Source organism: Comamonas sp. Y33R10-2 (genome assembly GCF_019355935.1).
Taxonomy (GTDB): domain Bacteria; phylum Pseudomonadota; class Gammaproteobacteria; order Burkholderiales; family Burkholderiaceae_C; genus Comamonas.
The window spans coordinates 490,087-504,944 of record NZ_CP079925.1 but is presented as its reverse complement, the minus strand read 5'-3'; the positions used below and the strand labels follow the sequence as shown (position 1 = coordinate 504,944).

Sequence of the window (14,858 nt, the reverse complement as noted above, 5' to 3'; positions counted from 1 at the left end):
CGGAAATGATAGCTTGCAGCGCAGTATTCACCGCGCCGCAAAACAATCACTCATAGCCAAACGATTTAACGCGGGCCTCGTCATCAGCCCAGCCAGATTTAACCTTGACCCAGACTTCCAGGAACACCTTGGCATCCAGAATTTTTTCCAGATCTTGGCGAGTTTCGGTAGAGATGCGCTTGAGGCGCTCGCCACCCTGACCAATCACCATGGCCTTGTGGCCGTCGCGCTCAACCACGATGGTCGCGGCAATGCGCATGAAGCGGCCAAACTTGGGGCTGGGCTCTTCTTCAAACTTGTCGATCACAACTGTCGATGTGTAAGGCAACTCGTCGCCGGTAAAGCGAAACAGCTTTTCGCGCAGCGTTTCGGAAGCCAAGAACTTCTCGCTGCGGTCGGTCAGCTCGTCTTCACCGTAGAACCACTTTTGCTGCGGCAAGTACTTGGAGCAGATGCCGAACATGCGTTCGATGTCCTTCTTGTTCTTTGCCGACATAGGCACGAACTCAGTGAAGGGGTGGCGCTCTTGCATGTCCTTGAGCCAAGGCGCAATTTCATGGCGACGGCCCACCGTGTCTAGCTTGTTAGCAATCAGCAGCGTGGGAATACCGGGCTTGAACAGGCTCAGCACCTTGGCATCAGCCGGGGTGAAGCTGCCAGCTTCCACCACAAACAAGATCAGATCCACATCACCAATCGCGCCTAATACGGTCTTGTTCAAAGACTTGTTCAGAGCGGTGGAGTGCTTGGTCTGGAAACCGGGCGTATCGACAAAGACGAACTGTGTTTCTTCTTTGGTGCAGATACCTGTAATGCGGTGGCGTGTGGTCTGCGCCTTGCGCGAGGTAATCGAGACTTTCTGACCTACCAGCGCATTCATCAGCGTGGACTTGCCTACGTTGGGTTTGCCCACAATGGCGATCAAACCGCAGCGCTGCTCTTCAGGCGCATACACACGTGCCGGCTCAGCGGGCTCTTCGGTACGCATCACGGTGGGGGCGCTTCCCGGCTTGGCAGCAGCGAGCATTTCGCTGATGTAGTCCAAGCTAGGGTCACTGATATCTGTAGAAACAGCCTTGGGGCTTTTTAGGGCCTTAGCGTTTGATGCACCTACGGTGCCTGCTATATTTTTCTTAGCAGCATCGGTCATAGCTTTTTAGCTTTCAATTGATCCAGCAAGGCAGCGGCTGCTGCCTGCTCGCCCATGCGGCGGGATATTCCCGCCCCCTGAGCACTAATGTTCCATTCGGCGATAGTGCACGCGACCTTAAAGGTCTGCTTGTGCGCTGCGCCACTTATTTCCACTACATCGTATTGCGGCAGCTTCATGCGCTTGCCTTGCAACAACTCTTGTAGTGCGGTCTTTGGGTCTTTTTCAGCCGCCCGCATATCTGGGCTGATGTCCACACCTTCAAAAAGGTGGTGAACGACTTTCTCGCCTGCGGCAAATCCAGCATCTAAGTAGACAGCACCGATCAGTGCTTCCACCGCATCCGCCAAGATAGAAGGACGCTGCCTTCCACCGGACCTGGATTCGCCTTCACCCAAACGCAATAAATCAGGCAAATGTAGCTGCAGAGCAATTTTGTGCAGCGTGCCCTCTTTGACGAGATTGGCCCGAACGCGCGAGAGATCGCCTTCGGGCATGGATTCCAACTTGGCAAACAACAAGCTGGAGATAGCCAAACTGAGCACTGAGTCACCCAAAAACTCAAGACGCTCGTTGTTATCGGCCGAAAAGCTGCGGTGCGTTACAGCACGCTGCAGCAAGGCCGGATTGGAAAATGGGTGTTGCAGCCTTTGCTGCAGTGCGACTAGAGCAGGTTCCACCTGAAAAAACTACTTCTTGAAACGGTAAACAAGGAAGGCAGGGCCAACCAGAGGTACTTCACGGGAGTATTCAAAGCCGACCACGATCTTGTCGTTGACCTTGGTCACGATCAAATCGTTGCCATTGACTGACTTGAAATCATCAATAGATGCCGAGCGATCAAAGCTGGCTTTGACTTCTGCAACGGTATTGCCTTCAGTCGCCGCCTTTTTGGCAGCCTTGGTGATGGCTTGATACTCCAGAAAGATGGGCACCGATTGTGCGCCAACTGCCACCACCGAAACGATGATGGCAACCAGAAACACCAGACCGATGAAGGACAGGCCACGCTGGCGCGAACGCAATGCAAGATTCTTCATACTTTTCTCCTCTTTAGGCGGGAATGTATCGACCCGCGCATCCCAGAAAATTGTCGAAACAAATGCCAAAGCTTAGCTAGAGCTTAGTGAAAGCGGCCAATTCGGCCCAGATCACCAAAATTCATCCAAACAAAGAAGGCCTTACCCACAATGTTTTTGTCCGGCACAAAGCCCCAATAACGAGAATCCAGCGAGTTATCGCGGTTGTCTCCCATCATGAAGTAATGGCCTTCAGGCACCTTACAGGTCACGCCCTCAATGCTGTAGCGGCAGTTTTCCTTAAAGGGGAAGTCACTCGTGCCTTGAATAAATCCGGGCACATCACTGTTCACAATGTTCTTGTGCGGCTTGTCACCCAAAGTCTCTTCAAACTGCTTGAAGTAACGCATGGCATCACGCTCAAGAAAGTCTGGCAGATCACGGGCTGGCACTTCCTTGCCATTAATAGTCAGGCGCTTGTTGATATAGGCCACCTCATCACCGGGCACACCCACCACACGCTTGATGTAGTCCAGCGTAGGCTGTGGCGGGTAACGAAACACCATCACATCACCGCGCTGGGGTGTGTTGCCGTCGATGATTTTTTTGTTGATGACGGGCAAACGAACACCGTAGGTGAACTTGTTCACCAAGATCAAGTCACCCACCATCAATGTCGGAATCATGGAGCCCGAGGGAATTTTGAAGGGCTCAAACAAGAACGAGCGCAGCACGAACACGATGGCAATCACCGGGAACAGGCCTGCCGTCCAGTCCAGCCACCAGGGCTGCATCAAGATGCGGCCCTTGGCTTCTTCTGAGACTTCAATATCCGTCTTGGCGATGCCCATACGGTCCAGCTCAGCACGGCGATCAATGACCGCCTGCTCCAACGCCATCGCAGCAGCACGGCGCTTAGGCCAGAAGTAAACGCGTTCAGCCAGCCAGTACACGCCGGTCACCACTGTCGCCAAAAACAACAACAGTGCGAAGTTGCCTTCGATAGAGCCCGAATACCAGGCCGCGATGTAGCCGACAAACGCCGCCAAAATGGCAGCCGTGATCCACTGAATGACTTGCATCAATCCTCCACTTGCAAAATGGCCAAGAAGGCTTCTTGCGGCACTTCCACCGAACCAATTTGCTTCATGCGCTTTTTACCGGCCTTTTGCTTTTCCAGCAGCTTGCGCTTACGCGAGACGTCACCGCCATAGCACTTTGCCAGCACGTTCTTGCGCATGGCCTTGACGGTCTCACGCGCAATGATGTTGGCGCCAATAGCGGCCTGAATGGCCACGTCAAACATCTGGCGGCTGATAATTTCGCGCATCTTGGCCACCACGGCACGGCCGCGGTATGTGGCTTGCGAGCGGTGAACAATGATAGACAGCGCATCGACCTTTTCGCTGTTGAGCAAAATGTCGACCTTGACTACATCAGAGGCGCGGTACTCTAGGAATTCATAGTCCATAGAGGCATAACCGCGCGAGACCGATTTGAGCTTGTCAAAGAAGTCCAGCACGATTTCGCCCAGCGGCATTTCGTAGGTCAGCATGACCTGACGGCCGTGATAGGCCATGTTTTTCTGAATACCGCGCTTTTGGTTGGCCAGCGTCATCACTGGGCCCACATAGTCTTGCGGCATGTACAGATGCACAGTCACGATGGGCTCGCGAATCTCGTCCATGCGCCCTTGGTCAGGCATCTTGGAGGGGTTCTCGACCATGCGGACTTCACCGTCCGCCGTAACCACTTGATAGACCACGCTAGGGGCTGTAGTGATCAGGTCTTGGTCAAACTCACGCTCTAAGCGCTCTTGCACAATTTCCATGTGCAGCAAACCTAAGAAGCCACAGCGGAAGCCAAAGCCCAAAGCCTGCGAAACTTCAGGCTCGTATTGCAGTGCAGCATCGTTGAGTTGCAGCTTTTCCAGCGCATCACGCAACTGGTCGTATTCGCTGGCCTCTGTAGGGTACAAGCCGGCAAACACCTGTGGCTGCACTTCCTTGAAACCTGGCAGTGCTTTTTCAGCAGGGCCCAGATTGTTCGGCAGCTTTTTTTCCAAGGTAACGGTATCGCCCACCTTGGCGGCCTTCAATTCCTTGATACCGGCAATGATGTAGCCCACTTCGCCAGCTTTGAGCGAGTCGCGTGGCGAGTTGGCAGGGGTGAACACACCGATGCTGTTGGCTTCATAGGCTGCGCCTGTGGCCATCATCTTGAAGCGCTCGCCCTTTTTGAGCTGACCATCAACCACGCGCACCAACATCACGACGCCCACATAGGGGTCAAACCAGCTGTCCACAATCATGGCGCGCAGAGGGGCATCAGGGTTGCCCTTAGGGGCTGGCACCTTGGCCACAATGGCCTCCAAGATTTCATCGATGCCCATGCCGGTCTTGGCCGAGCAAGGAATGGCATCGGTGGCGTCAATGCCGATCACGTCTTCGATCTCGGCCTTGGCGTTGTCAGGATCGGCGTTGGGCAGATCCATCTTATTGAGCACAGCAAACACTTCCACGCCCAAATCGAGCGCGGTGTAGCAGTTGGCTACGGTCTGGGCTTCCACGCCTTGCGAGGCATCGACCACCAGCAAGCCACCTTCACAGGCTGACAACGAGCGCGAGACTTCGTATGAGAAGTCCACGTGACCGGGGGTGTCGATCAAATTCAGGTTATAGATCTGACCATCTTTGGCCTTGTACTGCAGCGCGGCAGTTTGGGCCTTGATGGTGATGCCACGCTCTTTCTCGATGTCCATCGAGTCCAGCACTTGGGCTTCCATTTGGCGATCGGCGAGGCCGCCGCAGCGCTGAATCAGACGGTCCGCCAGGGTGGACTTGCCGTGGTCAATGTGCGCAATGATGGAGAAATTACGGATGTGATTCATCAACGAGAAAGACAGCTTGAATTGAAAAAAGGTGGTTGGCAGACGCAAGAAAAAAGGGCGCGTCCCTCAGCGGCGCGCCCTTAACCAACAATCTCTGGCAACTGCGATAGTTGGAAGTTCATTGTAGGCAACATTCGACGCAAACCAAGACACAGCAAGGTTTGACAATTTCTGATTGGTGACTTTCAACTTCATTGATTAACAACTCGTTCACAAACCAGAAAACGCCGTTTACCTATTAGCAGCCGGAGATTGCAAAGGTTTTTGCACTGCTTGAAAACTGCTTAAAAAACAGTTTTTTGCGTCCAACCACCATGCATTTAACATGGATTCTACCCAATGACCTAGGAACACTTGCCGAGGCAGGTCTTGCAGTTCACTTCACCTGTGAAGCGAACGCAAAAGCTGCCGTTATTAAGGCCTTTATTTAGCAGGGCGGATCAGCACGTACTGCGCCCAGTCGCCACGGCGCACCAGCACATTGACGGGCTTGGCTTTGTCTGCCTTAGCCCATGCCGCCTCAAAACTTTTGAGGTCAGACACTTCTGCATTGGCCAGTTGCAAGATCACATCGCCTTCTCGCAGGCCGGCGCGGGCAGCGGCATCAATTGCAGCCGTTACGCGCACACCACCCTTGACGGCCAGCTCTTTCTTTTGAGCTGCAGTCAACTCGCTCAAGCTCAGGCCCAGAGGCTTATTCTCCAGAACGCCTTGCGGAGTCTTGCTGCTACTGCCGCTAGCGGCCTTAGTCTTGACGGCTTCGTCTGAAGGCACTTCAGCAATCACCATGCTCAAGTCTTTGAGCTTGCCGCGGCGCAGCACGGTGATGGTGCTCTTGGTGCCAGGCTTGGTATTGCCCACCATGCGCGGCAAGTCAGACACCTTTTCAATCGCCTTGCCATCGAACTTTGTAATCACGTCGCCGGGCTCGACCCCGGCTTTGGCGGCAGGCGAATCTGGCTCAACCGCAGACACCAGCGCGCCCTCGGGCTTGCCAAGACCAATAGACTCCGCCACATCCTTGGTCACAGGGCCAATCTGCACACCAATACGACCACGGGTGACCTTGCCGCTGGCGCGCAGCTGCTCGCTAACGCGGATGGCTTCATCGACCGGAATCGCAAAGCTGATGCCCATAAAGCCGCCAGAACGCGAATAAATCTGGCTGTTAATGCCTACCACCTCGCCACGCATATTAATGAGCGGGCCACCCGAGTTTCCGGGGTTGATCGCTACATCGGTCTGAATAAACGGCAGGTAGTCACCTGTGTCACGCTGCTTGGCCGAGACAATGCCGGCCGTAACCGAGTTCTCCAGCCCAAAGGGTGAGCCAATGGCCATGACCCATTCGCCCACACGCAGCTTGCTCACATCGCCAATCTTCACGGCGGGCAGGTTTTTGGCATCGATCTTGACCACGGCAACGTCAGTGCGCTTATCGGCGCCCACGATTTTTGCTTTGAACTCGCGCTTATCGGTCAGAGTGACAAGAACCTCGTCTGCACCTTCTACCACGTGGGCATTGGTCATTACGTAGCCATCAGCCGTCAAGACAAAGCCCGAACCTACTCCGCGCGGCTGCTCTTCATCAGATTGCCCGCCTTTAGGAGCACGCCCACCCGGCGCTTTGGGCATTGGCAAACCAAAACGGCGGAAGAACTCCAGCATGTCTTCATCCATGCCCAGCGCTTCGCTACCTTTATTCGAGACCTTCTCCAGCGTACGAATGTTGACGACCGAGGGGCCAACCTGATCCACCAAGTCCGTAAAGTCCGGCAGGCCTCGCACAACAGCGGCGCTTTGCGCCTGCGCTGCAGACATGGGCAGCAAAGTCGCTCCTGCTGCTGCAGCCACCGCCAGAGCACTGGCCAGTGCGGTTGCAGAAAAACGCGATTTGAGTGTCATCCAGGCAGCTGTGCGCATCGTTGTTATTCCTTGTTCGAATCGTCTGTCAAATCAGGCCGAAATCAAAAACTCAGGCCCCTGAAAGAAAGCAAAGAGTGCCATTCAAACACTCCTTATCGTAAAAGCCTTCAGCAGCAACCACGCTTGGTTGCGTGAAAGATGCCCCGCAATACTTGATAGCTGCAGGCCATCTATACAAAATCAATAGCAGCTTGTCTAAGTAGCACTTGGACTTAAAAGCAAAAAGACTTGAATTTAGGCCTCACCACAAAGCTATCAATGACGCGTGGAAGTCGCAAAACTGGCGTTACGCAAAAAGCTCGCTGGCATCTGCAGATTCGGTGCGCTGCTGTATTGCGGGTGCGCAGCCAGCAATTCATCGAGTCGCGAGTCGCGCAGCATTACGGTCTGACCATTGGGGCCAGCCACTGCAACAGCAGTGGAAGACTGAGCTTCTGGGCTCAATCCAGCCTCACCCTGCTCTACCGAAGTGGATACGGACATCAAACTGCTTGGAACTGCGGGCGCGGCAACTACAGGTGCGGCAGAAGCGATCACCACATTCGGATTCAATTGCGCCAGCTGCGCACCGCCTTGACCATCACTCAGGCCGCCAGCGCCAGCCAACATCACACCCCAGCCAACGGCAGCAACGGCGGCGACCGAAGCAAAACCTGCCGCCATCTTCCAGCGAAAAACTGAAGCATTTGCAGCTGGGCGCGTATTTTGCACAGCGCCTTGCGACAAGCCTGCTGCGACTGTCTTGTGAGTGTCCTTAGTCAAACCGGGGAGATGAATACCCTCAATCACACCAATTGCGCTCACCGGCTCGCGCTCCATATGGGCGCGCACTCCGCTCAAAATGTCATGCTGGCAATGGTGAGCCAGCTCTGGCGAGCGCAGCACATCCCCAATCAGGTGGTACATGCCCCAAGATTGCTGGCCTTCGTCACTTTCGGCAAAAGAAAGTGCGGCTTGTATATGAGGCGGCCGTGCCTCACCATCGACTAAGGCCGAGAGTTGCTCGCGCTTGATCAGATCGTCATTCATGAAGTTCACCTGCTCATCTTGCATGGTCTACCAACGCTTTCCACCTTGACGCTCCAGCAAAGGTTTGACCCTCGCCGAAATCGCCTCACGCGCCCGAAAGATGCGCGAGCGCACCGTACCAATGGGGCAATCCATCGCCAAAGCGATTTCCTCATAGCTCAAGCCTTCAATCTCGCGCAGCGTAACCGCTTGGCGCAAATCCTCGGGCAAAGCCTCCATTGCAGCATTGACGGCTTGGGCAATTTCTTGCGCAGCCAATACAGTTTCGGGGGTTTCCTGAGTCGTTAGTTCCCGCCTGTGTCCAGAAGTTTCATCATCGTCATCAGCATTTTGTAACGCGCTCTCGGTGATCACTGGAGAGCGACGCATCTCCATCAAGGCCTTCTTGGCGGTATTGACGGCAATACGGTACAACCAGGTATAGAACTGCGCCTCACCTCGAAACTGGTGCAAGGCCTTGTAGGCACGGATAAAGGTTTCCTGGGCAATATCAGGCACCAGGTCCACATCCCGCACCATACGCCCCACTAGCCGTTCAATCCGTCGCTGGTATTTGATCACCAGCAATTCAAATGCCTTCTTGTCACCAGCATTGGCTCGTTCAACCAAAGCCAGATCACTGTCTGCGGAAGGGGTGGGGAAATCGGGAGGTGTCATGAAGTGCCAAGATGCGTGCCGCTATCACCGGCAAGGGCCTAACCCTGCTCTTTAAGCGGCGCGATGAATGAATATACCGCACGCCGCAAGTCGCCCCATTGCACAGGGCTGTGCTGCTGAGTTATAAAAATCCATAGCACCTTACGCTTACCGTCTATGGACTTAAGCAATAAAACATCTGAAACACACACCCACAACCAACTTCCTCCATCCAGCCCTATACGAAGCTGCACAGCCTGAGACTCAGCAACAGGCGAAGTCTCAGACTCTATGGACCAGTGCTCACCATTCCAAAGCAGTTTGCCTTGCGGCCAGTATTGCCACTGCCTGCGCAGCAACTCAGTTGCCAGCAACAGCACTGCAAAAGCCAAGAACACTCTGAGCCAACCCACTTGGGACTGAAATTTCCAAGCAAGCATGGCAGTGAGCAATGCCAGCCAGATCACAAGTAACGCCCAACCTGCCCACGCCGGACGAGCAAAAGCGTAGGCGACTGCAGGGGCGTGATAACGGGCACTCATACCGCAGCAGTGTGCAAACTCTAGGCGAAGGCCTACCTAGGGAAAGCGCGAATCAAGCCCGCCTAGACGTAAAAAAGCCCGCAAGGCATGACCTATGCGGGCTTTTTGGGGGTCTTCACTGAACGGTAAAGCAGTTCATACGCGCCCATAGGCACTTATGTGCGCTTAGATCCGCTTGAAAACCAGCGTACCGTTGGTGCCGCCAAAGCCGAAGTTGTTTTTTACAGCCACTTCCAGCTTGGCGTCCCGCGCTGTATTGGCGCAGTAATCCAAATCACAATCTGGATCTTGGTTATCCAAGTTGATGGTCGGCGGGATCTTTTGATCATGCAGAGCCATCACGGTGAACACGCTCTCAATACCACCAGCGCCACCCAATAGGTGACCTGTCATGGACTTGGTCGAGCTGACCACCAGACCTTTCTTCGCGTACTCGCCCATAGCCGCCTTGATGGCGTTGGACTCATTCGTATCGCCCAGAGGGGTCGATGTGCCATGCGCATTCAGGTAATTCACCTGATCTTGGTTCACACCAGCGTTGCGCAAAGCATTAAGCATGGCGCGGCGTGGGCCGTCCATGTTAGGAGCTGTCATGTGACCGGCGTCGGCACTCATGCCAAAGCCAGACAGCTCCGCGTAAATTTTGGCACCACGGGCCTTAGCGTGTTCATACTCTTCGAGCACCAGCACACCAGCACCTTCGCCGAGAACAAAACCATCACGGTCTTTATCCCAGGGGCGCGAGGCAGCCTTAGGGTCGTCGTTGCGCGTAGACAGCGCACGCATGGCTGCAAAGCCACCAACGCCCAGAGGCGACACAGTTGCTTCCGTGCCTCCAGCCACGACGATGTCAGCATCGCCGTATTCAATCATGCGTCCGCCTTCGCCGATGCAGTGCAAGCCTGTTGTGCAGGCTGTCACGATCGACAGATTCGGCCCCTTGAAGCCAAATCGCATGGACACATGCCCTGCCACCATATTGATAATGGAAGCAGGCACGAAGAATGGCGTAACGCGGCGTGGGCCACGCGCAGCCAGTTCTGCATGAGTGTTCTCGATCAGCGGCAGACCTCCGATGCCCGAGCCGATCACGCAAGCAATGCGTGTGGCAAGGTCTTCGGACAGGGCTTCGCCCGTAGGCAGGCCCGCGTCTAAAACGGCTTGCTCCGCAGCCGCGATACCGTAATGAATGAAGCTGTCCATGGTGCGCGCTTCTTTGGCGCTCATGTACTTCTCCACATCAAATCCTTTGACCTCACCTGCAATCTTGCAGGAGAAGTTCGACGTATCGAACTTAGTAATGAGATCAATACCGGACTGGCCGGCCAAGACATTGGCCCAAGCTTCTGCAACCGTGTTACCCACGGGGGAGATGCAACCTAGACCGGTCACGACAACGCGACGACGGCTCATGCGTTCAAACCTTTAACTGATCGCTGAAAAAAGACCCTTAGGCCTTTTGGTGGGTGTTTGCGTAGTCGATGGCGTTTTGCACCGTCGTGATCTTCTCTGCGTCTTCGTCAGGGATCTCGATGCCAAATTCATCTTCCAGGGCCATCACCAGTTCCACGGTGTCCAGGGAGTCAGCGCCCAGGTCAGCCACGAAGGCCTTTTCGTTGGTTACTTGAGACTCTTCAACGCCGAGTTGCTCAGCAATGATTTTTTTGACACGTGCTTCGATATCGCTCATGGTTTCCCTCAGGGGGTTGTGAATGAACCCGCGATTCTAGCCGCTTCGGGATAAGCCCCTTGGCGGCAGGCCGTCGCGAGGACACGGCCACTGAACTTGCAAAAATGTTCAGCTTCTGGCAGCAAATTTGAAAAATTCATATTTGCTGCCGAAATTTCTTACATATACATGCCGCCGTTGACGTGCAATTCTTGCCCCGTCACATAGCCAGCACCGGCCGAAGCCAGGTACGCCACCGCATGCGCAATGTCGCTAGGTTGACCCAGATCGCCCATAGCGATTTGAGCCTTCAAAGCAGCCTTCTGCGCCTCTGGCAGCTCTGCTGTCATGTCGGTCGCAATAAAGCCCGGAGCCACGCAGTTGGCGGTGATACCACGGCTACCCAGTTCCTTGGCCAGAGCACGCGTCATACCAGCCACGCCAGCCTTGGCTGCAGCGTAGTTGACCTGACCGGCATTACCCGATGCACCCACCACACTGGTGATGCTGATAATGCGGCCAAAACGCTGCTTCATCATGGGGCGAATAGCCGCACGACTGACTCGGAAAACAGCCTTCAGATTGGTATCGGTGACGGCATCCCAGTCGTCATCCTTCATGCGCATGGCCAAAGTATCACGGGTAATACCCGCATTATTGACCAATACATGCAGACCGCCATCGCCCTTGACGATGGAGTCAATCAACGCATCAACGGCGGCGCCATCAGTGACATTCAACGTCACGCCACGGCCACCAAAAGCTGCCAGAGCCTGAGAAATTTTTTCTGCACCCGCGTCAGAAGTAGCGGTACCAATGACTTGGTAGCCCTTAGAAGCCAATTCTTGCGCAATGGCTGCGCCAATGCCTCGGGTAGCACCCGTTACCAGGGCAACTTGAGGCTTTGTCTGGTTATCAGTCATGCGAGCAATTCTTTCACGTCAGCCAAGGAGGCTGTATCAAATAGGGGGGCACCCGTCAGGTCCGCGTCAATTCGCTTGACCATACCGGCCAGCACCTTGCCGGGGCCGCACTCAACAATATGCGTCATGCCGCGCGCCTTGATCGCTTGCACGCATTCCACCCAGCGCACAGGACCAAAAGCCTGACGATACAGGGCATCACGAATCGCATCAGCGTCCGTTTGAACGGTGACATCTATATTGTTGATGACAGAAATCTGTGGCGCAGCCAACGTCAGTTCAGCCAAAGCCAGCTTGAGCTTTTCAGCAGCAGGCTTCATCAAGCTAGAGTGAAACGGTGCAGACACAGGCAGGGGCAAAGCACGCTTGGCACCTGCAGCCTTGACGGCCTCACAAGCCTTTTCAACGGCCAACTTGCTACCGGCAATCACGGTCTGACCGGGATCATTGAAGTTCACCGCTTCCACAACTTCCGCGCCACCCAATTGGGCAGTCACTTCAGCGCAGATGGCTTGAACCTTGACAGCATCCATACCCAGCACAGCGGCCATGCCGCCAGTGCCAACAGGTACTGCATCTTGCATAGCCGCAGCCCGCAGACGCACCAAAGGTGCAGCCTGAGCCAACGTCAACACGCCAGAGGCGACCAAAGCGGAATACTCTCCCAACGAGTGACCTGCCACTGCATCAGGCAGCGCACCGCCTTCGGCCTGCCAGACACGCCAAGCAGCCACACCAGCGACTAACATTACGGGCTGGGTATTGGTGGTCAGCGCCAACGCCTCTTTGGGGCCTTCCTTGATTAGCAGACCCAGGTCTTCGCCCAGCGCTTCAGAGGCTTCAGCCACGGTTTGAGCGACAACGGAATGATCACCCCAGCCATCCAGCATGCCCACGGACTGCGAGCCCTGACCGGGAAATACAAATGCGAACTTCTTCATATTTCTTAGTATTAAATTTGCTTCAAATGCTTATTCAGTCTTGACTGAGTGCTACATTTTAACGAGCACTGCACCCCAGGTGAAGCCACCGCCAACACCTTCGAGTAGCACGGTTTGGCCTTTTTTGACCTGTCCGTTACGCACACCGTGATCAAGCGCCAGCGGAATTGATGCCGCCGAGGTATTGCCATGCTGATCGACCGTGACGACGACCTTCTCCATGGGGAGCTTGAGCTTGCGCGCTGTGCTTTGCATGATTCGGATATTGGCTTGGTGTGGAACCAGCCAGTCGATATCAGCATCTGTCAGACCTGCTTTTTCCAGCACTGAGCGAGCCGCCTTATCCAGCACGCTCACAGCCAGCTTGAAGACGGCCTGACCATCCATCTTGAGCACAGGATCACCCAGCACACTGCCGCCAGACACGTGACCGGGCACGCAAAGAATACCGACATGGCTGCCATCAGCATGCAGATCGGTCGCCAAAATGCCGGGCTCATCAGAGACCTCCAGCACCACAGCACCAGCGCCATCACCGAATAGCACGCAGGTCGTGCGATCGTTGAAATCCAGAATACGGCTAAACACTTCAGCGCCCACGACCAGCACGCGCTTGGCTGTGCCCGACTGAATCATGGCGTCAGCCACCGTCAGCGCATAGACAAAGCCGCTGCACACCGCCTGCACATCAAAGGCTGGGCAACCATTGGTAATGCCCAGTTTGTTTTGCAAGATGGCTGCCGTGGAGGGGAACACCATGTCCGGCGTGGATGTGGCAACAATGATCAGATCAAGATCCTGAGCCGAAATACCAGCAGCTTCAATCGCTTTGCGGCTGGCCTCCAGTGCCAAATCACTGCTACCCACATCAGGCGCAGCAAAGTGGCGCGCACGGATGCCCGTGCGCTCAACGATCCATTCATCCGAGGTTTCAAGACCGCGCTCAGCCAATTCGGCCGCTAGGTCGTTATTAGTTAGGCGACGGGGAGGCAGATAGCTGCCGGTGCCAGTGATGCGTGCGTAACGTCTCATGTCTTCTATCAGGGTGCCGATTTTCCAGTCTCCGCATTTGCAGCCAACAGCAAAGGTGCTGCAGCAGCGATACGGGTACGGACACGGTCAAGCAGGTTGTTGCGTGCTGCATCATACGCACGATTGAGTGCGAACTCGAACGCCATTGCATCGGCAGAACCGTGACTTTTAAAGACCAAACCACGCAAACCCAGCAAAGCAGCACCGTTGTAGCGGCGATGATCTACGCGCTTCATCAGCGCAGATAACACCGGATAAGAGATGATGGCTGCAAACTTCGTAAAGATGTTGCGTTTGAACTCCGCCTTCAAAAGACCCGAAATCATGGAAGCCACACCCTCGGTTGTCTTCAAAGAGACATTACCCACGAAGCCGTCACAGACCACAATATCCACCACCCCCTTGAAGGTATCGTTACCTTCAACATTGCCGTAGAAGTTCAAGTTCCCAGCTTCTCCGGCTGCGCGCAGCAGCTCGCCAGCACGCTTGATGACTTCGCTACCCTTAATGAGCTCTTCACCAATATTGAGCAGGCCTACGCTAGGAGACTCAGTGTTTTTCAGCGCCGACACCAACGCTGAGCCCATGACTGCAAATTGCAGCAAATGCTCGGCAGAGCAATCTACATTGGCACCCAAGTCCAGCACGGTGGTCTCACCGCCGGTAGAGTTAGGCAGGCCAGAGGCGATGGCTGGCCGGTCGATGCCCTCAAGAGTTTTGAGAACATAACGGGAAATAGCCATCAATGCGCCGGTATTGCCAGCAGAAACCGCCGCTTGCGCCGCACCATCTTTGACCTGCTGAACGGTCACGCGCATGGACGAATCCTTTTTCCTGCGCAAAGCCACTTCAACAGGGTCATCCATCTTTACTACCTCAGTAGCGGGGACGATGGTGACGCGCTCATGCTTGAAGTTTTCCAACTCTTCAACCTTACCGACCAGCAGCAGGTGAGCATCAGAGTGAGTATTGAGAAACTGACGGCACGCAGCCAGCGTGACGCGGGGGCCGTGATCGCCCCCCATGCAGTCCACAGCCAAAGTAATCATGGAGACGGACAAGCCCATCAGGGCTCCGAGTAAGAGGTTGTAAGGTCTAAGA

At 54.9% G+C, this 14,858-nt stretch carries 15 protein-coding genes; all 15 read right to left on the bottom strand.

The features are described from left to right. Nucleotides 1-46 precede the first annotated feature (46 nt). Entirely contained in the window at nucleotides 47-988 is a 942-nt protein-coding gene (gene era / locus KUF54_RS02160) for a GTPase Era (RefSeq protein ID WP_255576412.1), read from the bottom strand. A gap of 158 nt (nucleotides 989-1,146) precedes the next feature. Continuing rightward, nucleotides 1,147-1,830, bottom strand: coding sequence for a ribonuclease III (gene rnc, locus KUF54_RS02155; protein ID WP_219344826.1), 684 nt, complete (start codon nucleotides 1,828-1,830; stop codon nucleotides 1,147-1,149). Nucleotides 1,831-1,839: 9 nt separating this feature from the next. Next, on the bottom strand, nucleotides 1,840-2,190 hold the full coding sequence (locus KUF54_RS02150; protein WP_219344823.1) for a DUF4845 domain-containing protein: 351 nt from the start codon (nucleotides 2,188-2,190) through the stop codon (nucleotides 1,840-1,842). Nucleotides 2,191-2,273: 83 nt separating this feature from the next. Further along, nucleotides 2,274-3,251, bottom strand: coding sequence for a signal peptidase I (gene lepB, locus KUF54_RS02145; protein WP_219344821.1), 978 nt, complete (start codon nucleotides 3,249-3,251; stop codon nucleotides 2,274-2,276). After that, a complete protein-coding gene (lepA, locus tag KUF54_RS02140) occupies nucleotides 3,251-5,059 on the bottom strand; it encodes a translation elongation factor 4 (RefSeq protein WP_219344819.1) in 1,809 nt (602 codons plus the stop codon). Before lepA ends, lepB begins: the two co-directional genes overlap by 1 nt. A gap of 423 nt (nucleotides 5,060-5,482) precedes the next feature. Continuing rightward, nucleotides 5,483-6,982 carry a DegQ family serine endoprotease gene (locus KUF54_RS02135; protein WP_219344817.1) on the bottom strand — a complete coding sequence of 500 codons (1,500 nt, stop codon included), beginning with the start codon at nucleotides 6,980-6,982 and terminating at the stop codon, nucleotides 5,483-5,485. Nucleotides 6,983-7,240: 258 nt separating this feature from the next. Next, on the bottom strand, nucleotides 7,241-8,014 hold the full coding sequence (locus tag KUF54_RS02130) for a sigma-E factor negative regulatory protein (RefSeq protein WP_219346231.1): 774 nt from the start codon (nucleotides 8,012-8,014) through the stop codon (nucleotides 7,241-7,243). A 27-nt stretch (nucleotides 8,015-8,041) separates the two neighbouring features. Then, a complete protein-coding gene (rpoE, locus tag KUF54_RS02125) occupies nucleotides 8,042-8,671 on the bottom strand; it encodes an RNA polymerase sigma factor RpoE (RefSeq protein WP_219344815.1) in 630 nt (209 codons plus the stop codon). 38 nt (nucleotides 8,672-8,709) lie between these two features. Beyond that, a complete protein-coding gene (locus KUF54_RS02120; RefSeq protein ID WP_219344813.1) occupies nucleotides 8,710-9,192 on the bottom strand; it encodes a hypothetical protein in 483 nt (160 codons plus the stop codon). 165 nt (nucleotides 9,193-9,357) lie between these two features. Then, nucleotides 9,358-10,605 (bottom strand): beta-ketoacyl-ACP synthase II, encoded by a 1,248-nt coding sequence (gene fabF, locus KUF54_RS02115; protein WP_219344811.1) that lies wholly within the window; start codon nucleotides 10,603-10,605, stop codon nucleotides 9,358-9,360. A 37-nt stretch (nucleotides 10,606-10,642) separates the two neighbouring features. Further along, the gene (gene acpP, locus KUF54_RS02110) at nucleotides 10,643-10,882 is read right to left on the bottom strand and encodes an acyl carrier protein (protein ID WP_003058049.1); all 240 of its coding nucleotides are present in this window, start codon (nucleotides 10,880-10,882) and stop codon (nucleotides 10,643-10,645) included. Between the two features lie 158 nt (nucleotides 10,883-11,040). Further along, nucleotides 11,041-11,784, bottom strand: coding sequence for a 3-oxoacyl-ACP reductase FabG (gene fabG, locus KUF54_RS02105; RefSeq protein WP_219344809.1), 744 nt, complete (start codon nucleotides 11,782-11,784; stop codon nucleotides 11,041-11,043). After that, on the bottom strand, nucleotides 11,781-12,725 hold the full coding sequence (fabD, locus tag KUF54_RS02100) for an ACP S-malonyltransferase (RefSeq protein WP_219344807.1): 945 nt from the start codon (nucleotides 12,723-12,725) through the stop codon (nucleotides 11,781-11,783). Before fabD ends, fabG begins: the two co-directional genes overlap by 4 nt. A 51-nt stretch (nucleotides 12,726-12,776) precedes the next feature. Then, nucleotides 12,777-13,757 (bottom strand): beta-ketoacyl-ACP synthase III, encoded by a 981-nt coding sequence (locus tag KUF54_RS02095; RefSeq protein ID WP_219344805.1) that lies wholly within the window; start codon nucleotides 13,755-13,757, stop codon nucleotides 12,777-12,779. A gap of 8 nt (nucleotides 13,758-13,765) precedes the next feature. Next, a complete protein-coding gene (plsX, locus tag KUF54_RS02090; protein ID WP_219346230.1) occupies nucleotides 13,766-14,806 on the bottom strand; it encodes a phosphate acyltransferase PlsX in 1,041 nt (346 codons plus the stop codon). Between the last annotated feature and the right edge of the window lie 52 nt (nucleotides 14,807-14,858).

What these genes read in the sequence shown, in the direction of transcription:
- KUF54_RS02150 (WP_219344823.1), bottom strand. Translation starts at nt 2,190, where the DNA reads ATGAAGAATCTTGCATTGCGTTCGCGCCAGCGTGGCCTGTCCTTCATC.
- lepA (WP_219344819.1), bottom strand. Translation starts at nt 5,059, where the DNA reads ATGAATCACATCCGTAATTTCTCCATCATTGCGCACATTGACCACGGC.
- KUF54_RS02120 (WP_219344813.1), bottom strand. Translation starts at nt 9,192, where the DNA reads ATGAGTGCCCGTTATCACGCCCCTGCAGTCGCCTACGCTTTTGCTCGT.
- KUF54_RS02130 (WP_219346231.1), bottom strand. Translation starts at nt 8,014, where the DNA reads ATGAATGACGATCTGATCAAGCGCGAGCAACTCTCGGCCTTAGTCGAT.
- acpP (WP_003058049.1), bottom strand. Translation starts at nt 10,882, where the DNA reads ATGAGCGATATCGAAGCACGTGTCAAAAAAATCATTGCTGAGCAACTC.
- era (WP_255576412.1), bottom strand. Translation starts at nt 988, where the DNA reads ATGCGTACCGAAGAGCCCGCTGAGCCGGCACGTGTGTATGCGCCTGAA.
- lepB (WP_219344821.1), bottom strand. Translation starts at nt 3,251, where the DNA reads ATGCAAGTCATTCAGTGGATCACGGCTGCCATTTTGGCGGCGTTTGTC.
- fabG (WP_219344809.1), bottom strand. Translation starts at nt 11,784, where the DNA reads ATGACTGATAACCAGACAAAGCCTCAAGTTGCCCTGGTAACGGGTGCT.
- fabD (WP_219344807.1), bottom strand. Translation starts at nt 12,725, where the DNA reads ATGAAGAAGTTCGCATTTGTATTTCCCGGTCAGGGCTCGCAGTCCGTG.
- fabF (WP_219344811.1), bottom strand. Translation starts at nt 10,605, where the DNA reads ATGAGCCGTCGTCGCGTTGTCGTGACCGGTCTAGGTTGCATCTCCCCC.
- KUF54_RS02095 (WP_219344805.1), bottom strand. Translation starts at nt 13,757, where the DNA reads ATGAGACGTTACGCACGCATCACTGGCACCGGCAGCTATCTGCCTCCC.
- KUF54_RS02135 (WP_219344817.1), bottom strand. Translation starts at nt 6,982, where the DNA reads ATGCGCACAGCTGCCTGGATGACACTCAAATCGCGTTTTTCTGCAACC.
- plsX (WP_219346230.1), bottom strand. Translation starts at nt 14,806, where the DNA reads ATGATTACTTTGGCTGTGGACTGCATGGGGGGCGATCACGGCCCCCGC.
- rpoE (WP_219344815.1), bottom strand. Translation starts at nt 8,671, where the DNA reads ATGACACCTCCCGATTTCCCCACCCCTTCCGCAGACAGTGATCTGGCT.